This is a genomic window from Alteromonas macleodii (assembly GCF_903772925.1).
Classification (GTDB): Bacteria; Pseudomonadota; Gammaproteobacteria; order Enterobacterales; family Alteromonadaceae; genus Alteromonas; species Alteromonas macleodii_A.
Genome location: NZ_LR812090.1, coordinates 1,224,583 through 1,239,784, shown reverse-complemented (window position 1 = coordinate 1,239,784; position 15,202 = coordinate 1,224,583). Strand labels below are relative to the sequence as shown.

The 15,202-nt window shown below is 45.1% G+C and carries 12 protein-coding genes; 7 read left to right on the top strand and 5 right to left on the bottom strand.

Features of this window, described 5'->3' with window-relative positions; all coding sequences use genetic code 11:
• Window positions 1–6: 6 nt before the first annotated feature.
• Together argS and prfC are read right to left on the bottom strand one after the other, a co-directional pair.
• On the bottom strand, window positions 7–1,737 hold the full coding sequence (argS, locus tag PCAR9_RS05400) for an arginine--tRNA ligase (protein ID WP_179982726.1): 1,731 nt from the start codon (window positions 1,735–1,737) through the stop codon (window positions 7–9).
• A gap of 33 nt (window positions 1,738–1,770) precedes the next feature.
• Complete coding sequence (gene prfC, locus PCAR9_RS05395) at window positions 1,771–3,360, bottom strand: peptide chain release factor 3 (protein WP_014948726.1); 1,590 nt, start codon at window positions 3,358–3,360, stop codon at window positions 1,771–1,773.
• 346 nt (window positions 3,361–3,706) lie between these two features.
• Here prfC and PCAR9_RS05390 point away from each other — a divergent pair, with 346 nt between their 5' ends.
• The 7 genes from PCAR9_RS05390 to PCAR9_RS05360 all read left to right on the top strand — a co-directional run bounded on the left by PCAR9_RS05390 (window position 3,707) and on the right by PCAR9_RS05360 (window position 12,470).
• Window positions 3,707–5,200: a carbon starvation CstA family protein gene (locus PCAR9_RS05390; RefSeq protein ID WP_179982725.1), complete on the top strand. Its 1,494-nt coding sequence runs from the start codon at window positions 3,707–3,709 to the stop codon at window positions 5,198–5,200.
• A 122-nt stretch (window positions 5,201–5,322) separates the two neighbouring features.
• The gene (locus PCAR9_RS05385) at window positions 5,323–7,011 is read left to right on the top strand and encodes a sensor histidine kinase (protein WP_179982724.1); all 1,689 of its coding nucleotides are present in this window, start codon (window positions 5,323–5,325) and stop codon (window positions 7,009–7,011) included.
• 2 nt (window positions 7,012–7,013) lie between these two features.
• Window positions 7,014–7,742: a two-component system response regulator BtsR gene (gene btsR / locus PCAR9_RS05380; RefSeq protein WP_179982723.1), complete on the top strand. Its 729-nt coding sequence runs from the start codon at window positions 7,014–7,016 to the stop codon at window positions 7,740–7,742.
• Window positions 7,743–7,963: 221 nt separating this feature from the next.
• A complete protein-coding gene (locus tag PCAR9_RS05375) occupies window positions 7,964–8,419 on the top strand; it encodes a MarR family winged helix-turn-helix transcriptional regulator (RefSeq protein ID WP_179982722.1) in 456 nt (151 codons plus the stop codon).
• A complete protein-coding gene (locus tag PCAR9_RS05370) occupies window positions 8,416–9,489 on the top strand; it encodes an HlyD family secretion protein (protein WP_179982721.1) in 1,074 nt (357 codons plus the stop codon). The genes PCAR9_RS05375 and PCAR9_RS05370 overlap by 4 nt, the downstream gene beginning before the upstream one ends.
• A 30-nt stretch (window positions 9,490–9,519) precedes the next feature.
• On the top strand, window positions 9,520–10,551 hold the full coding sequence (locus PCAR9_RS05365; protein WP_179982720.1) for a DUF2955 domain-containing protein: 1,032 nt from the start codon (window positions 9,520–9,522) through the stop codon (window positions 10,549–10,551).
• Between the two features lie 161 nt (window positions 10,552–10,712).
• On the top strand, window positions 10,713–12,470 hold the full coding sequence (locus tag PCAR9_RS05360; RefSeq protein WP_179982719.1) for a diguanylate cyclase: 1,758 nt from the start codon (window positions 10,713–10,715) through the stop codon (window positions 12,468–12,470).
• Here the strand turns inward: PCAR9_RS05360 and PCAR9_RS05355 are convergent.
• From PCAR9_RS05355 to PCAR9_RS05345, 3 genes are read right to left on the bottom strand one after another with little or no spacing between them, the layout of a single operon-like run.
• On the bottom strand, window positions 12,465–13,400 hold the full coding sequence (locus PCAR9_RS05355; RefSeq protein WP_179982718.1) for an alcohol dehydrogenase catalytic domain-containing protein: 936 nt from the start codon (window positions 13,398–13,400) through the stop codon (window positions 12,465–12,467). The genes PCAR9_RS05360 and PCAR9_RS05355 overlap by 6 nt on opposite strands.
• A 30-nt stretch (window positions 13,401–13,430) precedes the next feature.
• Window positions 13,431–14,267 carry a 2,5-didehydrogluconate reductase DkgB gene (gene dkgB, locus PCAR9_RS05350; RefSeq protein WP_179982717.1) on the bottom strand — a complete coding sequence of 279 codons (837 nt, stop codon included), beginning with the start codon at window positions 14,265–14,267 and terminating at the stop codon, window positions 13,431–13,433.
• Between the two features lie 21 nt (window positions 14,268–14,288).
• The gene (locus PCAR9_RS05345) at window positions 14,289–15,197 is read right to left on the bottom strand and encodes a TIGR03571 family LLM class oxidoreductase (RefSeq protein WP_179982716.1); all 909 of its coding nucleotides are present in this window, start codon (window positions 15,195–15,197) and stop codon (window positions 14,289–14,291) included.
• Window positions 15,198–15,202 lie beyond the last annotated feature (5 nt).

Genomic DNA, 15,202 nt, shown 5'->3' with positions numbered 1-15,202 from the left:
CGAACACTACATTTTTTCTAGTGTTTCAATGCCAAGTAGGGTTAATCCTTGCTCTAGCGTCTTGGCAACCAAAGCTGACAAGGCTAAACGACTATCACGCACCGCTGGCTCAATACCGTCTTTTAGCATCGGGCACGCTTCGTAGAATGACATAAATGCTGAAGCCACATCATAGAGGTAAGTACACAGTACATGAGGCGTGGCTTCACGAGATACTGTACCAATCACCTCTTCAAACTGCATAAGTAATACAGCTAGCGCGTGCTCTTGTTTCTCAGCAATATTGATACCTACTGGCATGGTGGCCATATCCACACCCGCTTTTCTGAACAAGCTTTTCACTCGGGTATACGCATATTGAAGGTAAGGCGCAGTGTTACCTTCAAAACTTAGCATTGAGTCCCAATTGAACATGTAATCGGTTGTGCGGTTTTTAGATAGGTCAGCGTATTTCACAGCGCCAATACCTACCTTGCGGGCAACCTCTTTAAGCTCGTCTTCACTTAAATCGTTGTCGCGCTCTGCAATTAACTTACCTGCACGTTCAACGGCTTCATCAAGTAACTCAACCAATTTAACTGTACCGCCAGTACGTGTTTTAAATGGCTTACCGTCACTGCCTAGCATCATACCAAACGGGCAATGTTCGTAAGTTTGCTCTTCTTTCATAAAGCCTGCTTTGCGGCCTACAATTTCAGTTTGCTTGAAGTGCAGTGCTTGGCGAGCATCGGTAAGAATAAGCGTACGGTCAGCATTTAGCTTGCCGCTGCGATAGCGCATGGCTGCAAGGTCAGTAGTTGCGTAAAGATAGCCACCACCCGACTTCTGAACGATATAAACCGCAGGGTTGCCTTCTTTATCAGCAAGCTCAGGAATAAACACCACCTGCGCGCCTTGGTCTTCAACAGCGATACCTTTTTCTCTGAGGTCGCTGATTACGTTTGCTAAATCTTCATTGTAAGCTGACTCACCCATAATATCTTTACGGGTCAGGCTTACGTTTAGTTTGTCGTACACTTCTTCAGAATGAGCGATAGACACGTCAATGAACTTTTCCCACAGCGCCAAACACTGAGCGTCGCCGCCCTGCAGTTTAACAACGTATTCACGGGCGCGGTCGGCAAAACCTTCTTCTTCGTCAAAACGTACTTTGGCTTCGCGGTAAAAGTCTTCAAGATCAGAGAGCGCTGTTTCAGCTACTTCGTCTTGAAGCTTGTCTGAAAGGTGCGCAAGCAACATACCGAACTGAGTGCCCCAGTCGCCCATGTGGTTTTGACGAATAACGTTGTGGCCCAAGAACTCCAGTACTTTAACCACAGCGTCGCCGATGATGGTAGTACGCAGGTGTCCCACGTGCATCTCTTTGGCTAGGTTTGGAGAAGAGTAATCAACAACAATGTTCTGTTCTTTTGACTTAGCAATGCCTAAACGCGGGTCGGTTAGCGATAGCTCACACTGATTAGACAGCCAATCGTCGTTTAAATGTACGTTAATAAAGCCAGGACCAGCCACTTCTAATTTACTGGCAATATCGTCAAGTTTAACGATATCAACAATCTTCTCTGCAATATCGCGCGGCTTTTGCTTAAGCTGCTTGGCTAGCGCCATCGCGCCGTTAAACTGATATTCACCAAATTCAGGTCGAGCGCTGCGCGAAACTGGCACTGGCGCATTTTCTACGCCCATTTCTTGTAGAGCTTCAGTGAAACGGTTAACTAATAGTGCATGTATATTCATAATATATTGTGTCTTTGTTTAATCTTTATTAGCTTAATTTTCGCGCGTGTTCTTGAACTGAATATCAGGGTAGCGCTCTTGCGCTAGCTGTAAATTCACCATAGTAGGTGCGATGTACGTCAAGTTATCGCCGCCATCTAGTGCAAGATTTTGCTCACCTTTACGGCGGAATTCATCAAGCTTCTTCTCATTGTCAGAGTAAACCCAGCGGGCAGTGCTCACGTTAATATGCTCATAAAGCGCGTCTACGTTGTATTCGGCTTTCAAGCGAGCGACAACTACGTCAAACTGAAGCACACCTACTGCGCCCACAATCAAATCGTTGTTGGCAAGCGGTCTAAACACCTGTACCGCCCCTTCCTCAGAAAGCTGGATCAGCCCTTTCAGCAGTTGCTTTTGCTTAAGCGGATCTTTCAAGCGGATGCGTTTAAATAGCTCAGGCGCAAAGTTTGGAATACCCGTAAAGCGGTAGTTATCGCCTGACGTGAAGGTGTCCCCTATGCGAATGGTACCGTGATTGTGCAAGCCGATGATATCGCCGGCATAGGCTTCTTCTAGCAATGAACGGTCACCAGCCAAGAAGGTCAATGCATCCGAAATACGCACATCTTTACCTAAACGGCTGTTGCGCATTTTCATGCCTTTTTCGTACTTGCCCGACACAATACGACAGAATGCGATGCGGTCACGGTGTTTCGGGTCCATGTTGGCCTGAATCTTAAATACAAAGCCACTGAACTTACCGTCGGTACTTTCGATAGTCCCTTCTTCGGTTTCGCGGCCAAGTGGCGCAGGTGCCCACTCAACCAAACCGTCAAGCATATGATCAACACCGAAGTTACCTAATGCTGTACCGAAAAATACTGGCGTTAACTGGCCTTCCAAGAAAAGCTCTTGTTCAAATTCGTTAGATGCACCGCGTACAAGCTCAAGCTCGTCACGCAAGGTTTCAGCGAGGTCACTTCCTACTGCAGTATCTAACTCAGGGTTATCTAACCCTTTGATGATGCGCACGTCTTGGATAGTGTGACCCTGGCCGCTTTGATACAAAATAGTTTCGTCGCGGTGAAGGTGATATACACCTTTAAAGCTCTTACCACAGCCAATCGGCCATGTGATTGGTGCACACAGGATATCAAGCTCGGTTTCTACTTCATCGAGCAGTTCCATAGGATCGCGAATATCACGGTCAAGCTTGTTCATGAAAGTCACAATCGGCGTATCGCGCAAACGGGTGACTTCCATAAGTTTACGGGTTCGGTCTTCTACACCTTTCGCTGCGTCGATAACCATAAGGCATGAGTCAACCGCCGTCAGTGTTCGATAGGTATCTTCAGAAAAGTCTTCATGCCCCGGAGTATCCAGCAGGTTTACTAAGTGATCGCTATATGGAAACTGCATGACCGAGGTGGTTACCGAGATACCACGCTCTTTTTCCATTTCCATCCAGTCAGATTTAGCATGCTGACCTGACTTTTTACCTTTAACGGTACCGGCAGTTTGCAGGGCGCGTCCGAATAACAATACTTTTTCGGTAATCGTGGTTTTACCCGCATCCGGGTGCGATATGATTGCGAACGTACGTCGCTTTTTAATCTCTTCTAGAAGCTTCTTATCTGACATCAACACTTATCTTCGTTATCTATTATCACTGTAAATCAATTGCTTACAGGCGCGTTTCATAACGGATAAGCAATGCTTTTCCGCGCAAATTCAGTATTGCGGTAAAACGCTTGATACGGCTTGGTAATTAATTGCGCGGATTTTAGCATTTTACTGCACGTAACAGTAGAGCGAAATTACATACTCCCTACCGCTTAATTTGCTATGCGACCACTCACTGCTTTTTTTCATGCATACACACTTTCACATCGTTAACCTATTTCAAACATTGTTGTACACACCGTTTACAACACAAGTGACAGACCCTTTTTATAAACCCTATTTATAAAAATAAGGACAACGCCCTGTGATATTGTTTCTAATTTGCGTAGCCGCGCTTATTGCTGGCTACTTTATATATGGCGCCTTTGTTGAGAAGGTATTTGGCGTCACACCAGCACGCCCCACTCCTGCACATAGCCAAAAAGACGGCGTAGACTTTGTTCCCATGTCTACACCGAAGGTGTACCTCGTTCAGCTTCTGAACATTGCTGGCGTAGGCCCTATATTTGGTCCTATTATGGGTGCACTATATGGCCCAGCTGCCATGCTTTGGATTGTATTAGGGTGCATTTTTGCCGGCGCTGTTCACGATTATTTTTCGGGTATGCTGTCAGTTCGCAACAATGGAGAATCTGTGCCTAGCTTATCTGGCCGTTATTTGGGCCGAGGCGCTAAGCACTTTATGAACTTGTTCGCTATTGTGCTGCTTCTACTGGTAGGTGTGGTTTTTGTCTCAGCGCCTGCGGGTATGATTACCAATTTAGTCAATGACCAAACATCATTGCAGGTGGAAGTTGGCACCATGGTAGCTATTATTTTCGCCTATTACATACTGGCAACCATAGTTCCAGTAGATAAGATTATTGGCCGCTTCTATCCGTTTTTCGGTGCACTTCTTATCTTCATGTCAGTAGGTTTATTAGCCGCAGCCAGCTATTCAGACCAGCACTCTATTTTGAGTCAGTTTTCAGCAAGCGATATGCTGACTAACCTTAACCCTAACGATATGCCGCTATGGCCTGCGCTCTTCATTACTATCGCTTGTGGCGCTATATCTGGGTTTCATGCAACCCAATCACCACTAATGGCTCGTTGCATGGAAAACGAGAAAAACGGACGCTTCGTGTTTTTTGGTGCAATGATAGGTGAAGGCGTGATTGCCCTTATCTGGTGTGCGATTGCCCTTTCATACTTCGACAATTTAGAAGCGCTGTCTGCAGCCATTACTGACGGTGGCCCTGGTAACGTTGTTTACGCTTCATCATTCGGTCTTTTGGGTGTTGTGGGTGGCGTACTCGCGTTTCTTGGTGTGGTGATTCTGCCTATCACGTCTGGCGACACCGCCTTTCGTTCAAGCCGCCTAATTATGGCTGAGTACTTTAACGTTGAACAAAAAGGTATACGTAACCGGTTATTTATGGCTGCCCCTTTGTTTGTTCTGGGCGGCATCCTCACCCAAGTCGATTTCGGTGTTATCTGGCGCTACTTCGGGTTTGCCAATCAGACAACTGCCGTCATGATGTTGTGGACTGCCTCTGCGTACTTACTTAGACACAATAAATTGCATTGGATCACCACGGTGCCGGCTATGTTTATGACTGCCGTTTGTGTAACTTTTATTTTAAATAACGACACCTTGGGTTTCGGTATGGCGATGAATATATCAACAATCATCGGGCTTGTTGCATCTTTGATTACCACTGTTTATGTCATTCGAATTTCTAAAGGGAAAGGCGAAGCCCCACTCGAACCTATATCTGTAAGTGCTGAAAAGCCCACTCAACCAGTAGACGCGTAACTTCCTACACTAAACACGTGTAATATGATGAGCCGCCCTTTATATAGGGCGGCTATTTATTTTGTACGTTTTAAATGAGTTATAATGAGGCTCACTTTTAACTGGCGGTAATATTGGCAAGCATGGAACTCATACTCTCACTACTTCAACAAATGTGTGTGTATCTTGTACTCGCGTACATGCTCAGTAAAACACCGTTATTCCTCCCTATTCTCAGTATTTCCTCCCACCGCAAGCACCGCTATCTGGTGTACTTAGTTTTTTCTTCATTTTGTGTGTTGGGTACCTATTTTGGTCTGCAAATAGACGACGCCATTGCCAATACCAGAGCCATTGGAGCAGTTATAGGAGGATTACTAGGCGGTCCAGTAGTTGGGTTTGCCGTAGGATTGACCGGCGGCCTCCATCGTTATTCATTGGGTGGTTTTACTGATGTGGCCTGCGCTATCTCCACCACATTGGAAGGTTTGATTGGTGGCCTGGTGCACGTTTACTACGTTAAAAAGAATAAGAGCTTGGATCTGTTTAATCCATGGAAAGTGGGCGTTGTTACCTTTGTAGCAGAGCTATTCCAAATGGCTATTCTACTTACTGTTGCAGAACCTTTTGAAAAGTCTTACGCACTGGTTAGTGCTATTGCCGCACCTATGATAATTGCAAATACTGTGGGGGCCGCACTTTTTATCAGTATCTTATCTGACAAGAAAACAATATTTGAAAAGTATTCTGCTACTTTTTCACGTAGGGCACTGTCCATAGCTGACCGCTCGGTGGGCATACTTACGTCTGGATTTACTCCAGTAAACGCAGAAAAAGTTGCACGCATTGTTTATGAAGAAACCAATGTGGGCGCCGTAGCAATTACCGATAAAGAAAAGATTTTAGCGTTTATCGGAACGGGAGCGGATCACCACCTGCCAAATACGCCCATCTCATCAGCAAGTACCATGGAGTCTCTAAACAATAACAAGATAGTGCATTTAGACGGCGCTGAACTTCCTTATCAATGCACCCTAGACAAAAACTGTCCGCTGGGCTCCGTGTTAATTATACCGCTTCACTCTGGTTCAGAAGTTGTGGGTACCATCAAGCTTTATGAACCCAAACGAAAGTTTATGTCGACGGTTACACTATCTATGGCAGAAGGCATCGCTCAATTACTGTCTAGTCAGATAGTTTACGGCGAATATCAACAACAAAAAGATTTACTCTCACAATCAGAGATAAAGCTGTTACATGCACAGGTAAACCCGCATTTTCTTTTTAACGCGCTCAATACCATTAGCGCTATTATCCGCCGTGACCCCAAAAAGGCCAGAGAGCTCGTGCTAAGCTTGTCGCGCTTTTTTAGAATAAATCTCAAGCAAAATACAGCAATTGTTACCCTCAAAGAAGAGATTGACCACGTTAATGCTTATTTGGCGATTGAAAAAGCGCGTTTTGCGGAGCGCCTACAGATCACGGTAAAATACGACGAAGCAGCAATGTCAGCACTTTTACCTAGTTTTACGCTACAGCCATTAGTTGAAAATGCGGTCAAGCACGGCATCGCTCAGTGCATAGAGGGGGGGCATCTATCTCTAAATGTACGCTGTACGGCGGATGACCATATTCACATTCTTGTAGAAGATAATGCTGGCTTGTACAAATCCAAGAAAAAGCAAGACGCGGGTTTAGGAATGGATATTGTAGATAAACGACTTATTCATCAGTTTGGCCAACAAGCAGGTCTGGTAATCGAATGTCGGGCTAACCACTTCACCCGTATGTCTTTCTCTATCCCACATACCCATCATTCTTATCAGAGCTAACCATGACTAAGAATTCAGTATTCCGGGCGCTTGTTATTGACGACGAACCCCTCGCCAGGGATGAGCTTTGTCAGTTGCTAAACGAAACTAATGAGGTTCAAGTTCTTGCCGAAGCTGCAAACGCAATAGAAGGGTTGGCATTAATAAAACAATACAATCCAGATGTTATTTTTCTGGATATAGAAATGCCCCAACTCTCGGGGCTAGATATGTTAGCTATGCTTGACGTAGACACCATGCCTTATGTTGTATTGGTTACGGCATTTGAACAATATGCCCTTCAGGCATTTGAAGATAATGCGTTTGATTACTTGCTAAAACCAGTAGAACCAGAGCGGCTTGATAAAACACTCGCCAGGCTTAAAAAGAGAACTCAGCCCCAAACTGACATTGACGCCATTGCCTCCCCCACATTAGTACATATTCCTTGCGTAGGTCATCAGCGCATATTACTGCTACCCGAATCTGATATTCAGTTTGCTTATAGCGATGTGGCGGGCGTACATGTTAGATCGCTAGAACAACAAGCAGACACGCAGCTCACATTGAAAATCTTAGAAGAGAGAACCGCGCTTGTTCGGTGTCACCGGCAATACTTGGTGAGGTTATCATGCGTTGTGGAAATTAAACTCTTGGATAATGGCCTTGCTACGCTTCTAATGAAGACGGGAGATTCAGTTCCCGTGAGCCGTCGATATCTCAAAAAGCTAAAGTCGTTATTAACACTTTAATCACACCACAAAGGCTGTATTAACTTACAAAGGACTGAGAGAGTATGCCTGATTTTCAGGCACCGTAAGACAAATAGCCACATTTTCCTGCTCGATGGAGAACCTTCACCCGTTCAATTCACGCTCAACTTGCAAAATCTCTTTCTCATCTCAATGGCATTTACTTAGCATGCTAAACAATTAAACTAGTTAGCATGCTAAGTAAAATCAAGGATGCCGATATGTCATTTTCAGAACCCATGCCACTTCATCTTGTTGCGCTTTTCGCCCGTACAGCGCAAAAGTGCAGAAGAGCTGTCACTGAATCTGTCGCACACCTCGACCTTACAGAGTCTAGATGGCGCGTAATGATTCATATGTCGTTACTTGGTGAAGGCTGTACACAGCAGATGGTGGCAGAAAGCTTGGAAATAGAAATGCCTAGTTTAACGCGCACCATCAAGCAGCTTGAAACTACGGGTCTAATCAAACGCGTTACAGATGATAACGACAAACGAAGTCGCTTGCTTTATTTCACAGATATGGGCAAAGGCCGAATGAATGATATCGAAAGTACGTTAATGGCACTCCGAGATGAAGTGTACGCAGGAGTATCGGACGAGGAATTACGCACTATGGCTAGATGTGTTCAGAAAATTGAAGCCAATGCAGCAAAATTGTTGGAGTCATTTAAGTGAGTCAAAGAACACCAGATCAAGAGTTTGCTAGGTATATAGAACTGTCTTTGGTCGGTTTCGCCATCTGTTTTGTCTACTTCATTATTGCAGATATACGCATGCCTATGACGCCACAGGCGAGGGTTTATCATCAGGTCACACAAATCTCACCCCAAATAAATGGGCCAATAAATGAGGTGCTTGTCAAAAATAATCAAACCGTAAAAGAAGGACAGGTTTTGTTCACTATTGACGAAACACCTTACCTAATTGCGCTTGAGAAGGCGCAGATTGCTTTGGCAAATGTGGAACTAGAAAATGCTCAAATTGATGCCAAAGCAGAAGCGATAAGAGCCAAATTAGAGGCAGCATCCGCAGTTTACGACGAGCGTAACAGTGAATTTCAACGGCTGCGTTCCCTAAAGCAGACCAAAGTGGTATCTCAACAAAACGTAGATAAAGCCTACGCTCAGCTTAAAAGCGCCGAAGCTGAAATTAGCGCGCTTGAAGCCGAACTAAATCAGCAAATTGTTGCTAGAGGTAAGCAAGGTGACAAAAACCTGAAATATTTAGACGCGGCAAATGCGGTCAAACGGGCAGAATTAAACTTAGCCTATACAAAAATTAGAGCACCGCATAACGGCGTCATGGCAAACATGCAGGTAACTCAGGGTACTTATGCTAAACAAAGTACGCCGCTTGCCTCGGTAGTTGATAACACGTTGGATGTGGTTGCAGACTTTCGAGAGAAATCGCTAACCAATGTAAAGAAAGGCATTCAAGCTAACGTGGTTTTTGACGCGCTACCTGGCAAAGTGTTCAAAGCGAGAGTGGCTGAGTTTGAAGCTGGTGTAAGTGACGGTCAACTCGCTGCCAACGGCACCCTTGCAAGCGTTGAGAAGTCGAACCGATGGGTACGCGATGCGCAGCGCCAACGAGTCCATATTAAGCTTGATGAACAAAAAATATCGTTAAAACATCTCACCAGTGGTGCTCGCGCTACCGTACAAATTGTGCCAGACAATCCTATTGAAAGGGCGGCAGCAAATATTCAAATTCACTTTATAAGCTTACTGCACTTTATTTATTAAACTTAAATTATGGTTTACCAGACATAAAATATGGAATCACAGCTAAGTAAAAATGATGTTCAGCAGATGCTTCGGATTGCGTCAGGTGCCACGTTAGGGTTTGCTATATCGAAAGCGTTGGATTGGCCTAATCCGATATTTTTCACTTTGTATCCCATTCTATTGCTTGGACTGGTGGCCGTTTTAAACGGTCACATTGTTCGACAATTTCTTGCCGCAACCATCTTTCCTGCGGCTACTGTTTTAGTGATCTACGGCTTGTTCGGCAGCCACCCATTGCTGATCACACCGCTAGTTGCCGCCACTTTTGCTTTTTTGTTTTGGCAGATGAGTAAAGGTACGCTGTATTTATTCGGGGCCTTTTCCCTTGTAGGACTATCGCTGCAACTTCATTTTGCCAGCTACAGTAATGATGGAATAGATATCTATGCATTGGTCATATCAAATATAGGTGCAATTCTGTTGGCATTGATAATTGCATTCGCCTTAAATATTGTTTTTCCCGATGAAGCGCCGCGCACGCCTATGCCCAGAGCGATAAAAGATAAAGCGAGTATTCGTCACGAAGTTATCTTATGTACGACAGTCGCCACATTATCCTTTGCTGTGTTTCAAGCCTTTGACTTAGTAGATTCGATATCAGCACAAGCTGCGAGCGTCTTAGTACTATTTCCACTTTGTTGGAAAGGCGCAACGATGAGTGGATGGCAACGGGCACTGGGTACACTCATTGGTTGTAATCTTGCCCTGCTCGCCCAGCTCATTTTGCTCAATTACAGTGATACGTTATTTTTTGCTAGCTTTAGCTTATGGATATTGGTGTTTTTCATCAGCCGCCAACATGTCTTAGGCGGAGGTGGTGCCGGTACTGGCTTCGGTGTGCTAACGACCTTTGGCATTTTGTACGGCCAGTCACTCTCACCTCAGCAGGATATTATTTATAGTGCGCTGTATCGCTTTTCATCGGTAGTGGTTGCCATTGCACTTAGCCTGTGTGTTATTTACGTTGTACATCGCGCTCTCAATGCCTATCAAGCGACACGACATCACACATTTTATTAGCTTCGCGTTCTCTAACGACCTTAGTTAGTTATCCACGCTAAAAACGCTACAAAAAATAGGCGATTTACCTATACTTATGTTTTATTTAATGCGTACTAAATTTTTGAAACTATGTGCTATATTGAGTTGTAGATAAAAAACCAATAAAACAAGGACGATGAATGCTGCGAATATTGCTCGCATGGCTTGTAATAGCATGCTGTTGCCAAACGGCCAACGCAGCTAATTTCAATAACTCACAAACTATGTTGTCTTTAGATAACGATGTAGTTTTTGCGGTAAGTAACTCAGCAACTATAACCGGCGAAGAAGAATGGTTTTATAGCGCTGATGTTATTGATAGGTCGCCGTCACAGTATTTGCATTTCAAAGTTCGCATTTACAATCAGTTAGATACGCAAGTTCCCGTCTGGTTTTCAATAAGTTTCCCTGCAATGAAAACGTTAGTTGTTACCGATGGCAATTATCAATGGGTAACCGGCGACAGTACACCTTACAGTACTCGAGCGGTGAATACGCCCAACTATCATTTCCCCTCTGTATTGCAGCCGTCTTCTTATACTGAGTTTACCGGCACTATGTCTGGTGAGATTTTAAGATACAGTTTCTCGGTCGCCACGCCTGAGTATTACAGCAACCTTTACATGAAAACATTGAAGCGGGATATGGCATTTTTCGGCGCAATGGGACTGCTTACCCTACTTTGTGTATTAGGCTATATTGCCAGCCGTAATTTAGTTTTTTTGAGTTTTGCATCATTTATTTTTGCTACAACATTTTGGTTTTTCCGCGTGTTCGGTTACGCATTTGAACTACTGTGGCCAAATACACCGGGTTTGAACGATATTAGCTACGCCATAAGCATTTATTCGGTATTGATTACTGCATTTTGGGTATTGTTTCAGACACTCGCGCGAGACGACCATGAGGTTTACGGGGCAAAAACAATTAAAGCTTTTTGCATAGTGCTTCCGCTGCTGGGTATTTTACTGTGGCAAACAGTGGGGTTAGATATTGCCTTAAAACTGCCTGTACTCCTCTTTTTCCCTTATATACTGATAGCGGGTATCGTTATCTTTGTAGAGCATAGACGGGGCTCTGATAGAGCCAAATGGCTTGCCGCCGCTATGCTTCCTGTAACCTTTAGCACGCTAATCCTTACCATTATTGCACTTTTTGAAGTAGACCTTTACCTCGAACCCGTTGCCACCTTTATGACTGGGCTAGTTATGACATGCCTATTCATGGTCGCACTTACCGCAAGCTATATGGTGAAAGTTGTCCAAAGGGAAAGAGACGCCCAAAAAGAAGCTGCTAAGTTAAAAAGTGAGCAGGCATCAAAATTAGAAGCGCTGGTAAGAGAGCGCACCCTTGCACTTGAACAAACGAATAGCACGTTGGCCGAACTAGCTTCCAAAGATAGTTTAACCGAATTGCCCAATCGACGTACGTTGGATATGTTCGTAGACAATACGTTTGATAAAACCTTACACGATCATGATGCGCTAGCCATTGCACTAATCGACTTAGATCACTTTAAAAGTATCAACGATACATTTGGTCACGATGTCGGTGATGAAGTACTAAAAGGCATTGCTAAGATTCTTGCGCCGCTTAATGATGAGTGGCAAGTAGCAGCGCGCTATGGTGGAGAAGAATTTGCCATTGCAAAGCGCGTAAAAGCGCTCAATACAAGCAAGACCACCCAAGCCGACGAGTTTGCAAAGCAACTGGAAACTGTCCACAGTGCCATCAACCAGTTGGCCATTGCATCGATTGACGATAGAAAGTTAGGGGCATGTATAGGTTGGACTTTATGTAAAGGCTCCGACGATATTGTCGAAGCCTTCAGACGAGCTGATAAAGCCCTTTACGTAGCCAAAGATAAGGGAAGAAACTTAATCATTCCGGCTTTATGACACCGTAACCACCGCCTTTCGCTTGTCTTCTTTTGAAAATTGTAGGGCCTCGTTCAAATTATCGAAGTCAAACACGCTAGGTATTTCGACAACCAGCGTTTGCGCAGCAACTTGCTCAAGTAGAGCCTCACCGTCTTTCACCAAGCGCTGCCACTGTGATAAATCGCCATAATCATGCAGCGCGCCTAAGGCTATCTCATGATAAGAAATAGTACGTGTAAAAGGTGCGTCTACAGGTACTTCAATACGACCTAGAATACTCACTACGTGGCCGTTAGCTTCAAGAAGCGGCACCAGTGACGCCGCATAGTCTGGACCATTCGCGTCAAAAAGCGCGTAAAAGGTTTGCCCTTCAGGTTTACCGCGATGGATGGCTTTTACGCCCATCTCAGCAGCTTGCTCTTGCGTAAAGCTTCCTGAGATAACATGTACGTTAAAACCAGCCTGTGAAAGTATTTGCGCCAGCAATTTGTTAACGGCGCCCATACCGCTAACTAGCACGTTAGCGCCATCTCGAACCGGCACTTTACTGAACGCTTGCCAGGCAGTAAGCATTGGACATGGCAACGCAGCAGCTAGTGCAAAATCAACGCTTTCTGGCACCACCATTACGCGGCTTGCATACACTTCACTATGATCGGCAAAACTTCCGTTTTCACCTAGGCTATGATGGTAAGCCACACGCTTACCCAATAGACTGTTATCAACGCCCTCACCTACAGCGACAACAACACCCGCACCGTCCACTCCGGGAATATGCCCTTTTTCCCAGTCGCGCGGGTTATCATCGATAAACTTCCAGTCAACTGGGTTAATGCCAATAGCATAGTTGCGCACGACAATACGCCCTGCCTTCGGCTCAGAAAACTCGCGTACCTGCTTTACCAGCGATGCGCCAGCTTGTTCAAATTGCCAAACGTTAGCTTGCATAAAAGCTCCTTAACACAGTGATTTTTCCGATTAATCCCACGCAGGTGAAAAATCTGGGTTAGCTTGACGGTCGCCACAATCTAGCGCGTCAATCTTTGCGATATCGTCAGCGCTCAAGGTAAGTTCAAGCGCTTTGAAATTGGTTTCCAGGTTCTTGCGCTTAGTCGACGATGGAATAGTGACTAAACCATGGGCCAGCTCCCAGGCTACTACTACCTCAGCAGTGCTCACACCATGCTTATCTGCAATTGCAATGATAGTCTCGTCTTTTAGCACTTTACCAACAGCAAACGGCATATATCCTGTTACTGTGATACCGTGTTTCTCACACGCTGCACGCACTTTTTCATTAGTAAGATAAGGGTGTACCTCTACCTGATTCGTGGAAATAACGCCCTCGCCCAAGATATTCACCGCTTCTTCAATTTGTGCCACGGTAAAGTTAGAAATACCAATTTCTTTTGTGAGTCCCAGTTCCTTAACGCGCAGCAATTCACCTAGGTACTCTTCCATGCTTTCGCCGTTTTCCGGTGACGGCCAATGAATAAGTAGCAGGTCAACGTACGACAGTTGAAGCTTTTCCAAACTCTCTTTTACGCTATCCACAAAGCTTGCTTTATTCAGCTTGTCATTCCACACCTTGGTGGTGACGTAAAGGTCTTCACGTGCAACAAGATTGTTTGCAATAGCGTCTTTAATAGCGCGACCTACCGCTTCTTCATTGCCGTAAATTTGCGCCGTATCAATGTGACGGAAACCCACTTCAAGTGCCATTGTCACGCTGTTATAGGCTTCATCGTCTTTTAAGCGAAACGTGCCTACACCTAGCGAAGGAATTTTAGATTGTGACTGATTTATATTCGGCATGATGCCTCCTTGTTGGTTCCGTTATTTATGAAAGTGAGGTAATACGTTGTCAGCAATGCGCTGCATCGCGCCTTCTACTGGTTGCGTATTACGTCTGAAGTGCAGGCCAATATGATCAACCCCCGCGTCTTTCATTGCATTGAGTTCTTTGATAAGCCCATTTACACCAGTTTCAACCCCAAATCGGTGGCGTTTTATGGGCGCTTCATCGTCTTCAACCAAATTAAGATGAATAAAGCTAACGTACGGCTTGTTGCCCGCGACACTTCGCCATAGTTCTACGCGCTTTGCATGGTCGTTCGGTGTACCTGGATACGCCAACCAACCGTCCATATTTTCTCCAACCCACTGAGGGCTTTGCTGAGCGAGCCCTGCAACGTACAAAGGCGGCGTGGTTGAGCGCGGTAACAGTGACATGCCAGGCTTAAGGGAATTCTCACCGTGCTTTACAATTTCCAGTGACTGCCTGAATTGCTCGCCGCGACTGTCAAAATCGACATCGAACAACGGATACTCAACCGGCCTATCTCCACTGGCTACACCGAGTATTAGGCGGTCGTTACTTAGCTGCTGCACCGTTGCTGCCGCCTTTTTGACAAGCCATGGCTGCCTAAGAGGTAAAACAACGGCGGCTGTGCCTAATAGAATATTGTCTGTGATACCTGCTAAATAGCCCAGGTAAGTGAAGGTTTCGAAAACCTGAGCCGCATCACCAAAGCTAGGGTCATAAACTGGCACATCTCGTACCCACGCTGCTTTAAACCCTAGTTTGTCGGCTAGTTGAATACGGCTGTGATGCTCGGTCATATCAGGTACGCCGAATGGCGTACCTTTTGTGGCGTCGAAGTGCACCCAGTCGTTATCTAGCGGAAGCTCTACACCTACAGAAAATTTATGTTGTGCAAGCTTATCAAAGGTATTTGTCGTCATTATGA

Bases quoted from the DNA above. Each gene is read 5' to 3' on its own strand.
- PCAR9_RS05360 (WP_179982719.1), top strand. From the start codon at position 10,713: ATGCTGCGAATATTGCTCGCATGGCTTGTAATAGCATGCTGTTGCCAA.
- PCAR9_RS05375 (WP_179982722.1), top strand. From the start codon at position 7,964: ATGTCATTTTCAGAACCCATGCCACTTCATCTTGTTGCGCTTTTCGCC.
- argS (WP_179982726.1), bottom strand. From the start codon at position 1,737: ATGAATATACATGCACTATTAGTTAACCGTTTCACTGAAGCTCTACAA.
- PCAR9_RS05385 (WP_179982724.1), top strand. From the start codon at position 5,323: ATGGAACTCATACTCTCACTACTTCAACAAATGTGTGTGTATCTTGTA.
- dkgB (WP_179982717.1), bottom strand. From the start codon at position 14,267: ATGCCGAATATAAATCAGTCACAATCTAAAATTCCTTCGCTAGGTGTA.
- PCAR9_RS05355 (WP_179982718.1), bottom strand. From the start codon at position 13,400: ATGCAAGCTAACGTTTGGCAATTTGAACAAGCTGGCGCATCGCTGGTA.
- PCAR9_RS05345 (WP_179982716.1), bottom strand. From the start codon at position 15,197: ATGACGACAAATACCTTTGATAAGCTTGCACAACATAAATTTTCTGTA.
- btsR (WP_179982723.1), top strand. From the start codon at position 7,014: ATGACTAAGAATTCAGTATTCCGGGCGCTTGTTATTGACGACGAACCC.
- prfC (WP_014948726.1), bottom strand. From the start codon at position 3,360: ATGTCAGATAAGAAGCTTCTAGAAGAGATTAAAAAGCGACGTACGTTC.
- PCAR9_RS05365 (WP_179982720.1), top strand. From the start codon at position 9,520: ATGGAATCACAGCTAAGTAAAAATGATGTTCAGCAGATGCTTCGGATT.